The following is a 12749-nucleotide window of genomic DNA, read 5'->3' as shown; positions in this document are numbered from 1 at the left end:
GCCAAAAAACACTCCGAAAAGGTAAGTAAATACTCAGCTCTGCTCTACGCTTCCTACGCCCATACCAGTTTCCCACCCCCATCTTTCCGAGATTCAGTCTATCGCCACAAAGCTGGTTTTCTCAGCATTTTGGAACCCCTGGGCTGTGGCTGGCTGTTCTTTATTGGATGCAGTGTAGTATGTTTCGGTTGTTTATGTGTAAAAGAGGATGAAAAGTCACCCTGTTTTCCGTAATGAGCACATATAAAACGATCGCTGTAGTTCTAGTGACCTACTGTGTCTATACGAAATCCCTCTGCATAAAAAGCCTGCTCGGTACAAAGGCTCTCTGTATAAAGCATGATCCGCCCGTTTTCCTGCTTATAAGGAAGCACTTCTCCTGTCCGCATGGAGCGGATTTCCCGGATATCTGCATCTAGGTCAAGGGTTAGTATAGGTGGGAGACAGGGTTTTTCTTCGTACAGATAGAAAGCGTATATGGCAGAGGATTTTTTCGTATACTTGATCCTTTCCTGGAAATAAGGTGGGATGATTGATGTCTCATAGATTCCCTCTCCGAACAGAGACAGCCATCGTCCCAGGTCTTTCATGGAGTCTACGGCCGGTTTTGGCAGCTCGCCATCGGGCTGGGGAGCGATATTAAGCGCCAGGTTACCGCCTTTACTCACCACGTCCAGAAGCATATGGACAAGTTCCCTGCCGGTTTTAAAGTGATCGGTATAATGAAAAGAAAACTTTTCCCCAATCGTAGCGCAGGTTTCCCAGGGAACGAACAGGGGCTGGTCGGGAATCTGCTTTTCTGGAGTGATTATATTCTCGTAAGGTCCTCCCACACAGCGGTCACAGACGATCAGGTGAGGCTGGGTGGTATTGCGCAGGGTTTCCACTACTTTTTCCAGATAGATGTCCTGGTTCAGATTATCACTGCTGACCCAACCGCCATCCAGCCAAAGCACATCTATTTTTCCGTAGTTTCTTCCCAGTTCCAGTATTTGCCGGTGGGTAAATTCTATAAATTTTTCCCAGAGTTCAGGATGTTCGCTCACATTATAATTTACATTGCGGGATGGTGCTGTGCCAAATTCTCGGTGCCAGTAATAGTCACAGTTCCAGTCGGGTTTGGAGAAGTAAGCAGAGATGGCAAGCCCTTCTTTACGGAATGCATCATACAAAGACCCGGCAATGTCTGCATAGGGCGAGGTATGAAAAGGGCAGGATTCGTGGGTGATTTTGTAATCGGTAGTGTCCGTATCAAACATGCAGAATCCATCGTGGTGTTTGTTGGTAAACAGGAGGTACCGGAAACCGCACTCCTTTGCCAGAGACGCCCAGCGGTCCGGGCGGAATTTTACCGGATTGAAAGTCTTATTTGCATTCCGATATTGTTCCTTAAAAGTGGGAATGTCTGTCCAGTCCACGTCCTCCTGGGACCAGGATCCGTCTCCGTCTGAGAGCGGCCAGGATTCATAAGTGCCCAGCTGGCAGCCGGGTGCCCAGTGCATCATGATGCCCAGCTTTAATCCCATAAACCATTGAATGTGTTCCCGGACAGCCGGGTTGTCTGCAGGAACATATTTTTGAGCATCGGTATAGGTGTGTATTCCATTTGTTACTACTTGTTCTTTCATGATCAGTTACCTCCATATATTTAGTTTAGTTGTTGTCGAAAGTGATACGGGCAGTGAGAACGCCGGCGGAGTTTTTTCGGTAAGTCAGTCCGCTTTCCCCCTTAAAATTTAACCGGATCCGCTCATTGATATTACGGATGCCAAATCCGTTGGAAACTTTCAGGGAAGTATCCCCGGAGTGTTCCAGAAACTTATTGAGCTCTCCAGCATCGCAGCCTGCCCCGTCATCCGTAATATCAATGATGACGCCATGGGATGACCGGTAGATATGAACCTGAATGTGCAGGTCTTGATCGCTTTCCACCAGTCCATGGGAAATGGAGTTTTCAATCAGAGGCTGCAGAGTGAATTTGGGGATGTATACGGAATTCAGGTCTTCTGTAGTGTCTATATCCAGCATTAGTTTCTGGGTATGCCTCAGCTGCTGGATGTTGATATATTCCTGGATATTTTCCAGTTCACTTAAGACAGGAACAAGTTTATCCGGGTCCGTAATGCTGTACCGCATCAGGTTTGCAATGGATGATACAATTTCTGCGATACTGTCTTCATTTTTTGAAAGCGCCATCCAGTTTACAATATCCATGGCATTGAAGATAAAATGGGGATTGATTTGTGCCTGAAGAGCCCGCAGCTCGGACCGCTTCTGCTGTTCCGTCTGGGTTTGAATATCCCGGATCAGCTGGTTGTTGTGTGTGATCAGCTGTGAAAAGCTGTCACAGAGCATGACGATTTCCTTATCTTTGGTAAAATGCAGGGTGTCTAACGAAAAATTCCTGGTATCATGTATGGAGCTGATGGTCTTTGCCAAACGGATAATTGGGCGTGTGAAACGATTGGAAATCAGGTAAATACCAGCCATCAGAACCAAAAAGATCATTAGTACAAACAGCAGATAAAAGCGCATCAGGTGACTAAGCTGAGACTGGATATCCTGGTAAGGGGTCAGAAATAATATTTTCAGATCATATCGTTCCAGGGAGTTCAGGCTCATTACATACCGCTGATTATCCAGTGCAACAATTTCTCCGCCAAATGACTTTCTTGCCATGAACCGGTCACAGGCTTCCAGGTAAAGGGATTCCTGGGCATTGCTTGAAAATAAAAGCTCCTGCTGGCTGCTGAAAATGGCATAGCCGCTGTTATCACTGATTGGCTCAAGGGCAAAGGTACGTGCCAGATCTTTGGATGCAATACTGATTACCATCACCCCCTGACCTTCTTTGGAATAGGGGCCGGTATAGTAGTTATTATGTATGATCTGTGCAAAACAGAAATTATTCGTCTGGGGATCCAGGAAGATGCGGCTCCTTTTACCGGATTCCATTAACTGCAGATACCAGTCCTCTTTTTTTACTTCGGTATCGGCAAAGATGTTGCTGGTAGATACAAAAGGATTGGTATTCAATGTCTCGCTACGAAAAAATTCTGAAATGGGCAGGCGGTCATTGAGAAACAGTGTGTTTTTCAGGTACAGGCTGCTGCCCAGAATCTGATCAGTGGAATAATGAGAGAACTGGTTGGTGATGGACTGCTGGATTTTAATTTGTTCCAGAGCGTCAGTGACCTGACCGGTACTTAAGTAGATGCCGATGGCTTCATCTCCAATGATCCGCAAGGAGGTCTGTCGTATAGAATCCAGGAAACTTTCAACCATATTTGAATTCATCGACACTGCTGATTTCTGATAGCGCATTATTTCAGTCTCATATCCCTGACGGAAGAGAATGAAGATAAAGGCGTAGGATAAGAGCGTAATGACTAAGATTCCGCAGGAAAACGCTAAAAATATTTTCTTTTTTATTCCCATGTTTATACCGTCCGGTCAGATGCTTTTTTCAGATTCAGCGATTTTTGAATACATAAGTTACGGTACTCGCTGGGTTTCATGTTCATCTGCTTCTTAAAATATTTTGCAAAATATCTGGAATCCTCGTATCCGGACTTCAGGGCCACTTCCGAAATAGGATACTGCACGTCACGGAGCAGTTCTTTTGCCTTTTCCATACGCAGATTTGTCAGATAAGTACTCAGATTTTCACAGGTGGACTGCTTGAATATAGTACTCAGATAAGAAATAGATACATTCATGGAATCCGCTAGATAGGAGATATTAAATGCCGGAGAATCAAAATGTTTCCCCATGTATTCCCGTGCCGTCTCCACCAGCGTGTCGGTACTTGCATGGCGCTGTCTGCTGCTGGCAGTCATGACATCGCTGTAACGGGTAATGATAAAATTAATTTTCTCCTCAGGGTTTGGCAGATCGTAAAACTGGCTCAGCGTCTTGGATCTGGATGTTTCTAATACAGACTGAGAAATATTGAGCTGTTCAAAATAGGAAAACAGATAATTCAGAAGCTGGGTTCCAAGTGCATTGCCTTCCTGGCTTTTCATAGGACCGAAGTAATCTTCAGAAGAAAAATAACAATCAAAAAATTTCAAATCACATTCTCTTAGTGCGGTAAGGATCTCATCCTTCAAGGAGGGACTCCATGATTTTAAATAAGTGTCCTTTCGGAATTTCTTTTCCTGGTTGATCCGCAGCAGCAGTTCCTCCAGGTCTTGGAGCTTTTGTCTTGTTACCGGCTTTAAAATATAATCAGTTACCCCGTATTGGATCGCTTTTTGCGCATAGGTAAATTCTCCATGTGCACTTAACAGAATCAGTTTTATTTCCCAGTTCTGCAAAAAAATTTCTTTCGCCAGTTCCAGGCCATCCATCACTGGCATTTTGATATCCGATATAATAACGTCCGGAGGCGAAAGCTTTATCAGTTCCAGGGCGTCTTTTCCATTAGAAGCAGTTCCGGTCAGGGTACCGTCAAAACGCTTCCAGTCCAGCATGGATATCAGACCTTCCACAGCGTACTTTTCATCATCAATTAATAATATATTCATAATTCTCCCTTCTTTTATACAGACCCTAAAGCCTGTTATAACCTTATATTTGATCAATTTGCACGCTTGTGCTATTCAAGAACCAACAGCTAGAACGCTGTACTCACTTGATTTCTGGAGCATATGAAGCAGAATTATGCTAATTCAAAATCAATTGTGTGAACTTTGTCCGAACTTTGTTCCATTTTTAGATTATAACGGATTTTATAGGAAGAGACAAGTAAACGTGGCAAACGCAGAAAAATAGTGCACCTTATCAAAAAAAAGTCAAGTTGTTCTGTCGGGGTCGGTACTTGTATAATAGAAAAGGTAATAGAACCGGGGACATGTACAGAAGTTGCTTAACGAACGTCCACTGGACGTTCAACAATCCTCGCGACAATCACCAAATGGACGCGCCAGCGTGTCCGTTTGGCTCGTTGCTCGGGATATGAAAGGACCCCTGAGATGGTCAGGGGATGGAAAGGAGGATAAAATGCATATGAAAACAAACGGTAACAGAGCCGGAGCTTCCGGCGCCGCCAGAAAGAGAATGCTTTATTTTAAGAAAAATCTGCCTTTGACTCTGATGGCACTTCCGGCAGTTGTAATTATGATTTTGTTCAGATATCTGCCTTTAAGCGGAATTCTTTTGGCATTTAAGAAATTTAATGTTCGAAAAGGGATTTTTGGCAGTGAATACATAGGATTAGACAACTTTAAGTTTTTATTTAAAAGCTCAGATGCATTTATCATTACAAGAAACACACTGCTTTACAATATCTTATTTCTGGTCATTGACCTGGTGATTGCGGTTGCAATTGCCATAGTGCTGAATGAACTGTGGAATAAGAGGAGATCAAAGGTTTTCCAGACCATATTTATGGCACCTTATTTTTTATCCTGGGTAGTGGTTTCTTTTGTAGGGTTTGCACTGTTAAGCGTGGATAACGGATTGTTTAACCGGTTATTGGAGCTGTTCGGTAAGGAGGGGGTCAACTGGTACAGCGATCCGAAATACTGGCCGGTTATCCTTGTAATTGTCCAGATCTGGAAAACAGTAGGATATTCTACCGTTATGTATCTTGGATGCCTGACGGGGATTCCGGGGGATTACTATGAAGCTGCGGTCATGGATGGCGCCACGAAATGGCAGCAGATCCGCTATATTACCATACCATGTATGCGCTCTATGATGATTATCCTGTCCATTTTGGCAATTGGAAAAATCTTTTTTGCCGATTTCGGGCTGTTCTATCAGATGCCGAGAAATAACGGACCGTTATTCCCGGTGACAAACGTTATCGATACGTATTTATACCGTGCGCTGAAGGAAACGGGCAATATCGGAATGGCAACGGCTGCAAACCTTTACCAGTCCGTAGTGGGATGTGTACTGGTGGTGGTTTCCAATATGTTTGTAAGAAAAATAGATAAAGAAAGTGCACTGTTTTAAGGGAGGGAATCGGCATGAGTGCTTCAAAGAAAAGAAAGAAAGAGGAGCTGCTGGAATCCAATCCGGATTTTAACCGGATATCGGGAAAGTCCAATGTCATCTGGAATATTCTCCTGACGGTTATGGCATTGTCCTGTGTGCTGCCGCTGCTTCTGGTGGTAATTGTGTCTTTCAGCAGCGAAAACAGTATCTATCAGAACGGATACAGCTTTTTTCCATCCGAACTGAGCCTGGAAGCATACCGGTATTTCTTCCGCCTGGGAGACCAGATCGTCCGGTCATATGGAGTGACTATTTTCGTCACGGTCTTTGGCACATTGTTCAGCGTGTTTATCACCTGCCTGTTTGCCTATGTACTATCCAGGTCAGATTACCGTTATAACAAAATATTAACGTATATGATGCTGTTTACGATGTTGTTTAACGGGGGAATGGTACCAAGCTATATTGTGAATACCCAATTTCTGCATCTGGGAAATTCCATATGGTCACTGATACTCCCCATGAGTTTTAATGCTTTTTATGTGGTGGTACTGCGAACCTTTTATAAGAGCATACCAATGGAGATTATTGAAGCGGCGAGGATCGATGGATCCGGTGAATTCAATACTTTCCTGAAAGTGGTATTTCCGTTGTCAAAACCGGGAATAGCCACCATTTCCCTGTTTACCATGATTGCCTATTGGAACGACTGGTTCCTGGGGATGCTTTATATCATGGATCAGAAAAAATACCCGATCCAGACCTTGCTGTGGAGCGTGCAAAACAGCCTGGAATCGGTGAAGCAGTCGGCATCCAATGCCCTGGAGTATGCGGAGGTTGCAAAGTCCGCACCTACTGACAGCGGACGTATGGCGCTGACGGTATTAGTTGTGATACCTATTCTGCTGGCTTATCCATTCTTCCAGAAATACTTTGTAAAAGGATTGACGGTTGGAGGAGTGAAGGGCTGACAGATAGTATATAAAATGATTAGTTTAAGGAGGAACAGGTATGAAAAGAAAGACAATCGCAGCTGTACTGGCTATCTCTATGGCAGCTGCACTGCTGGGAGGGTGCGGGGGCACTGGAGAGACAGGTTCTGCGGCTTCTGAGACAAATGCCAAAGGCACGGAACAAGGGGCAGCGGAGTCAAAAGGCTCAGAAACTGGGGCATCAGATTCAAAGGACACAGATGATGGAGCATCAAACTCATCAGACACAAAAGATGCGGCTTCAGAGTCTAAGACGTCTGGTTCGGATGACATTGTAACATTAAAATGGTATATGTCCATTAACCCCGTAGCACCGGACACCGATAAGGTGATTGAAAAATTAAATGAATACACCAGAGATAAAATTGGGGTTGAAATTGACTATCAGGTCATTGCCAATCCCGATTATAAAGAGAAGATGCCTACGTATATCAATTCCGGTGAATACTTTGATATCTGCTTTACTGCAAACTGGACCACAAATTATGCCCAGTTTGCCACAAGAGATGCGTTTATGGATATCACAGAGCTGCTTCCCCAGTATGCGAAAGAAACCTATGACTTTATTCCCCAGGAGGAGTGGGATGCGGTAAAGGTAGACGGCAAGATATACGGAGTGCCCTCTTATAAAGAAATGGGCTGGCAGGGTTCGATCTATGCAAACAGTGATATGGCAAAGGAATATGGAATTGATTTGAGTAAGGTTAAGACGTTAAATGACTATACAGAAGTTTTAAAAACCGTCAAAGAAAAATCCCAGGCAGAAGGAAAAAATGTGATTGGGTTATCAGGACTTAACAGTGGATTCCAGCTGGGTGTTCCCTTTGAATCCCTGACAGGTACGCCTGCTTTACCGGGTGCATCTGCAATTCCGGAAACGAACCTCTTCACAGACCAGGAGGAAGTGTTCAACCAGTATGCCACACCGGAATATATGGAATATTGCAAGATGGTGCACGGATGGTATCAGAATGGCTACATCTCCAAGGACCCGGTACAGTATGATTCTGACATTGCAAACAGAGATAACGATTTTAACAACGGAAATCTGTTTTCCTATGTGACAGCGAATGCCCCCGGTGCGGCACAGATGCTGGAGACAACGGCGGGACACGGAATTACATCCATCGATCTGACTATGCCGATATTTGAAACGAGAAGCGCTCTTGGCGGACTGCTTGCAATTTCATCCGGAAGCGAACATCCGGAAAAAGCCCTGGAATTCATTAACCTGTTGAATACAGACCAGTATGTGGGAACTTTAATCCGCCATGGTATTGAAGGCGAACATTATACAGCAGTGGGTGACAACCAGATTGACCGGACTATGGGCGGTACACTTTCACCGGATAAGAACGGCTATGATTACACTTTTGGATGGCAGTTTGGAACACCGTTCAATCAGAAATGGGATATCTCATATCCTGAAAATATTGTAGAATTGTTCGAGGAATACAACGGCAAGAGCATTACAGCAAAACACAATGGATTTATGGTTGACACTACTACGGTAGAAACGGTAATTGCTTCTGTGACAAACGTGGTGGCACAGTATGGACCGGCGCTGGAATCCGGTATGGTAGATCCCGAGGAAAAGATTCCGGAATTCCTGAAACAACTGGAGGAAAACGGTGTGGATGAGCTGTTAAGTGAGATCAGCAGCCAGATTAAGGACCAGAAATAAAATGAAAGAAGGGAAGGAAAAACCAAATATAGTATTTATCCTGACGGATGACCAGGGGGCATGGGCAATGCACTGTGCTGGAAATGAAGAAATCAGAACACCGAATCTGGACCGTCTTGCAAAAGAAGGAATGAGGTTTGAAAACTTCTTTTGCACTTCCCCGGTGTGCTCACCCGCAAGGGCATCCATTCTCACCGGAAGGATTCCGTCCCAGCACGGTGTGCATGACTGGATCCGTTCGGGGAATCTGGATCGGGAGAGCCTTGGTGGAAAAAAAGAGGACCCTTATTATGCAAGTGAAGGAAAAGCGATTCCCTACCTGGAGGGAATGCTTACTTACACGGATGTTCTGGCGGAGAACCACTACAGCTGCGCCCTTGCCGGGAAGTGGCATCTGGGTGACAGCAGGAACCCCCAGCATGGATTTACACGCTGGTATACCATTGCCAGAGGGGGGTGTCAGTATTATAAGCCGGATATGATTGAAGATGGTGAACTACACTTTGACAACCGGTATGTAACGGATCTGATCACGGAAAAAGCAGTTTCTTACCTGGATGCAATGAGCGGGGAAGAGCCCCCGTTTTATCTGAGCATCCATTACACAGCTCCCCACGACCCCTGGGATGAAGAACAGCATCCAGGAGAATTCGTGGAGCTATACCGGGACTGCAGCTTCCGTTCCGTCCCGGATCTTCCGGTACATCCAAACCAAATTGAAAGCGCTCCATCCGGTACCGGAGAGGTCCGCAAGTCGCTGTTAAGAGGTTATTATGCGGCAGTGTCCGCTATGGACGCAGGGGTTGGGAAGATACTTGACAGACTGGATGAACTTGGAATCAGACAGAATACCATCGTTATGTTTATGGCTGACAATGGTATGAATATGGGACACCATGGAATCTGGGGCAAAGGAAACGGAACATTCCCGTTCAATCTATATGATACAGCAGTGAAAGTACCGTTTCTTGCATCCTGGCGCGGGAAGATACCGGAGGGTATTACAGCGGAAAGCATGCACAGCCAGTATGACTTTATGCATACGCTGCTGGATCTGGTTCAAATTCCGGTGGAACTGCCAGAGAATCTTCCGGGGAAGAGCTTTAAAGAGGTATTGCTTACCGGTGCTCAAAAGGATGACGGAGAAGTTGTGGTGTATGATGAATATGGCCCTAACCGGATGATCCGTACCAGGGAATGGAAGCTGATTCACCGTTATCCCTACGGACCGGATGAACTGTACCATTTAAGCTGCGATCCCCAGGAGACGGATAACCTCATTGGCAGGGAAGAATATGAAACTGTGGAGAAAGAGCTTCTGGACAGGCTGACCCGGTGGTTTATCCGGTATGCAGATCCTAAAATGGATGCGTCCCGGGAAGGAGTGACCGGTTTTGGTCAGTTGTGCAGGCCGGGGTGGTACTCCAGGGGAAACAGAACTTATGCAAATTCACCGAAATATCAGAATAAGGAGTAATGAAACTGATTTTATGCCCTGCTGCCAGTTATAAAACGCTATGGGGTGGGGTTTTCAAATGGAATAGGAGGAAAAAGGGTATGGGAAAGAGACTAATCAGTATGTTTTTGGCACTTATTCTGCTTTTGGCAGGTATTCCGGAAATGGGGCTTCTTGCAAAAGCAGCAGAACCGGGAAGTGCGGATTTGTTGAAACTCGTTGTAAATGAGGTGCCGCTAATTCAGCAGGAATTTAATCCGGAGCAGACAGAGTACACGGGCACCGCCTATATGAGCGTTAAAAAGCTGAATGTATGGGCGGTTCCGTCCGATTCCGAAGCGAAAGTGAATATTAACGGTAACATAGTGAATTCTGCAGATGTCTCAAAAGCTAATAATTACGGCAGACAGGCAGTGGAATTTGACCAGAAACAGCAGGCGGACATTACAATACAGGTAACCAATGGAGACAGTGCAAAAACATATCATGTCCTGATTCAGAAAGAGAATACGGACTACCGCGGCAGATCCTTAATTGAAGTGAGGAGTGTTTCAGCCAAAAGTGAGCAGGAGGGATTTGAAGCCGCAAAAGCCATTGACAAGAATGAATCGGTTGGCTGGAAACCAAATGCTTCCAATGCTAAAGAGGTGGTTGGTCAGTACATTGATTTTGACTTAGGACAGAATTATGTGGTGAGCAGAATGACGGCACTGCTTAATACCCCGGAAGACTGGGGACAGAACAGCATATGGAAAAACATGGTGGGTGTGCAGGTTCGGGAAGACGGAAGTGAAGAGTGGACAACGGTATTTGAAAAAGGAAATTTAAGAAACCGCACCCCAAGACAGATTACCGATCCATCCAGACAGTTTCACCGTTATGAATTCGGAGATAACTACACAGGAAGATACATCCGATTCTCCTATACACAATATGAAATGAGTCTGATTCCGGAGATAAAAGAAATGATGATCTACGGTTATGAGCCTGGTGATCCCAGTATTCCGGAGCCATCCAGTGAAGAGATCAATCAGGAGTGTGTCGTACCCTCCAACCCCAATATTTCACGTGGACAGGAAATTCTGATGGATAAAGGATTCCAGTATACATCCTGGGTTGCCAGCGGTGATTACGGAAGGGGAACTTATGATGCAAAAGAATATAAGGGCAGTGAACTGACCGGATTAATTTTTTACGATCCGCCGCTGGAAAATACGGAATTTTTTAAGTATACGCCTAATGCACAATGGGGAATTGCAAAAGCACCATGGGGCGGCAATGCCATGAGTGGAGCCGGAGAGCCAAGGGATTACCTCCCGGAAGAGATGCGCCCGTATGTTGCCAACTTTGTCAGCTCCTGTTTTGGGGATGAAGGACTATACAGCCTCACAGAAGTAAATTTATTTAAAAAGTGGTTTGACTGGAGCAAAGAAAACTATCCCGGCGTCATTCTGCATTCCAACCAGGCTCTCGGCAGAGGATGGGAGAATAATAATGCCGAGCCAATGCATGTATTTACGGAAATTGCACAGCCGGATCTGCTGACCCATGACAACTATTATTATAACGGTACCGGATGGGACAATGATACCGGGTCTACAAGAAACGTAATTATGTCCAGCAGCTGGCAGAGAGAAGCGGCACTTGCCGGACTCACCGGAGACGGAACCATGCCGATCCTCTTTGGACAGTATGTGTCCGCATTCGACCGTGACCTTACAGAATCACAGAAATATATGATCAATAATGTTTCACTGGCAATGGGAATGAAGTGGCTGGATTTATGGCGGACAGAATTTGCTTTTGATGAATGCTTCTTATTTGACTATGACGGAACACCAAAACGCTCTTACTATGAATGGGCTGATATTATCCGCCAGACAAAAAATATGGGGGATGCTTTGATCCGGTTAAACAGCGATACCCTTGTAACGAAAACGGGGCTTAACGCCAGCGGGAATCCCAATACGGCAGCCAGCCGGCCGGCTACGGATGTAGTTGGGGGAATGGGAAGCTTTGAAGACAATACAGAGAAAAACATGGAATATTATATATCCGGTGTAGAAGCTGAGAATCTGGGTACCGTAAATGGAGGAAATCCGGGAGATGTGGTTCTGGGTTACTTTAATCCTCTTCCGGGGCTGACCTCCAAAGAACTGACTGATTATTTCGGATGCAGTTATCCGAAGGGATTTATGGTAGTAAATGGTCTTTTTGATGGAATGAAAAAGGCTGCACAGTCAGGAAACAATGGAAAGAACTGGATTCAGGTGGATGATGGAAGTGAAGAAGAAACAATGCAGCATATTACTCTGACTTTTGCAAAGGACCATCCGCAGCTGAAGAAGGTCAACCGGGAAACAGGCAAGATAGAGGCAGTGGAGATTGGCGCAGACAATACCCTGGAAATTACCATGGGCGGTGGAGCGGCAGAACTTTATTTCTGGTCTGATGTGTCCGCAGATGCTTCTTCCAATCCGGAACAGGCAGAAGCAGCTTTTGACCAGGATATTTCTACTTCCTGGGCAGCAGCAAGCGACGCGGCTTATCCGATTACACTTGATAAGAAATTTTCCGGTTCCTACATGATCAATAAAGTTACCATAAATGAATCCGGAAGTAATATCACAGGATTTGATCTGGAATACCGTACAAGTGAGGGAAACTGGGA

Annotated in this window: 9 protein-coding genes; 6 read left to right on the top strand and 3 right to left on the bottom strand. The window is 45.2% G+C overall.

Annotated features, from left to right (window positions below):
- The coding region (locus ACH2DQ_RS27680) for a hypothetical protein (RefSeq protein WP_395028719.1) at positions 1–234 on the top strand (234 nt) is incomplete at its 5' end.
- Between the two features lie 29 nt (positions 235–263).
- On the opposite strand, the gene ACH2DQ_RS27675 is transcribed toward ACH2DQ_RS27680, so the two are convergent.
- From ACH2DQ_RS27675 to ACH2DQ_RS27665, 3 genes are read right to left on the bottom strand one after another with little or no spacing between them, the layout of a single operon-like run.
- Positions 264–1628, bottom strand: coding sequence for an alpha-L-fucosidase (locus ACH2DQ_RS27675; RefSeq protein ID WP_394912136.1), 1365 nt, complete (start codon positions 1626–1628; stop codon positions 264–266).
- Positions 1629–1653: 25 nt separating this feature from the next.
- Positions 1654–3438: a sensor histidine kinase gene (locus ACH2DQ_RS27670; RefSeq protein ID WP_394912137.1), complete on the bottom strand. Its 1785-nt coding sequence runs from the start codon at positions 3436–3438 to the stop codon at positions 1654–1656.
- Positions 3439–3440: 2 nt separating this feature from the next.
- Complete coding sequence (locus tag ACH2DQ_RS27665; protein WP_394912138.1) at positions 3441–4529, bottom strand: response regulator; 1089 nt, start codon at positions 4527–4529, stop codon at positions 3441–3443.
- Between the two features lie 475 nt (positions 4530–5004).
- Between ACH2DQ_RS27665 and ACH2DQ_RS27660 the strand changes: the two genes are divergently transcribed.
- The 5 genes from ACH2DQ_RS27660 to ACH2DQ_RS27640 form a co-directional block, all read left to right on the top strand.
- A complete protein-coding gene (locus ACH2DQ_RS27660) occupies positions 5005–5964 on the top strand; it encodes an ABC transporter permease (RefSeq protein WP_394912139.1) in 960 nt (319 codons plus the stop codon).
- A gap of 14 nt (positions 5965–5978) precedes the next feature.
- Positions 5979–6917: a carbohydrate ABC transporter permease gene (locus ACH2DQ_RS27655; RefSeq protein ID WP_394912140.1), complete on the top strand. Its 939-nt coding sequence runs from the start codon at positions 5979–5981 to the stop codon at positions 6915–6917.
- A 40-nt stretch (positions 6918–6957) separates the two neighbouring features.
- Positions 6958–8622 (top strand): extracellular solute-binding protein, encoded by a 1665-nt coding sequence (locus ACH2DQ_RS27650; RefSeq protein ID WP_394912141.1) that lies wholly within the window; start codon positions 6958–6960, stop codon positions 8620–8622.
- A gap of 1 nt (position 8623) precedes the next feature.
- Complete coding sequence (locus ACH2DQ_RS27645; protein ID WP_394912142.1) at positions 8624–10099, top strand: sulfatase-like hydrolase/transferase; 1476 nt, start codon at positions 8624–8626, stop codon at positions 10097–10099.
- Between the two features lie 80 nt (positions 10100–10179).
- Positions 10180–12749, top strand: a 2570-nt coding sequence (locus ACH2DQ_RS27640) for a discoidin domain-containing protein (protein WP_395028717.1), incomplete at its 3' end; no start/stop codon positions are given.

Source organism: Robinsoniella sp. (assembly GCF_034124845.1).
Note: the sequence above shows the minus strand (reverse complement) of the source record. Positions and strands in the feature narration are given on the sequence as shown.

What these genes read in the sequence shown, in the direction of transcription:
- ACH2DQ_RS27660 (WP_394912139.1), top strand. Translation starts at nt 5,005, where the DNA reads ATGCATATGAAAACAAACGGTAACAGAGCCGGAGCTTCCGGCGCCGCC.
- ACH2DQ_RS27670 (WP_394912137.1), bottom strand. Translation starts at nt 3,438, where the DNA reads ATGGGAATAAAAAAGAAAATATTTTTAGCGTTTTCCTGCGGAATCTTA.
- ACH2DQ_RS27645 (WP_394912142.1), top strand. Translation starts at nt 8,624, where the DNA reads ATGAAAGAAGGGAAGGAAAAACCAAATATAGTATTTATCCTGACGGAT.
- ACH2DQ_RS27665 (WP_394912138.1), bottom strand. Translation starts at nt 4,529, where the DNA reads ATGAATATATTATTAATTGATGATGAAAAGTACGCTGTGGAAGGTCTG.
- ACH2DQ_RS27650 (WP_394912141.1), top strand. Translation starts at nt 6,958, where the DNA reads ATGAAAAGAAAGACAATCGCAGCTGTACTGGCTATCTCTATGGCAGCT.
- ACH2DQ_RS27675 (WP_394912136.1), bottom strand. Translation starts at nt 1,628, where the DNA reads ATGAAAGAACAAGTAGTAACAAATGGAATACACACCTATACCGATGCT.
- ACH2DQ_RS27655 (WP_394912140.1), top strand. Translation starts at nt 5,979, where the DNA reads ATGAGTGCTTCAAAGAAAAGAAAGAAAGAGGAGCTGCTGGAATCCAAT.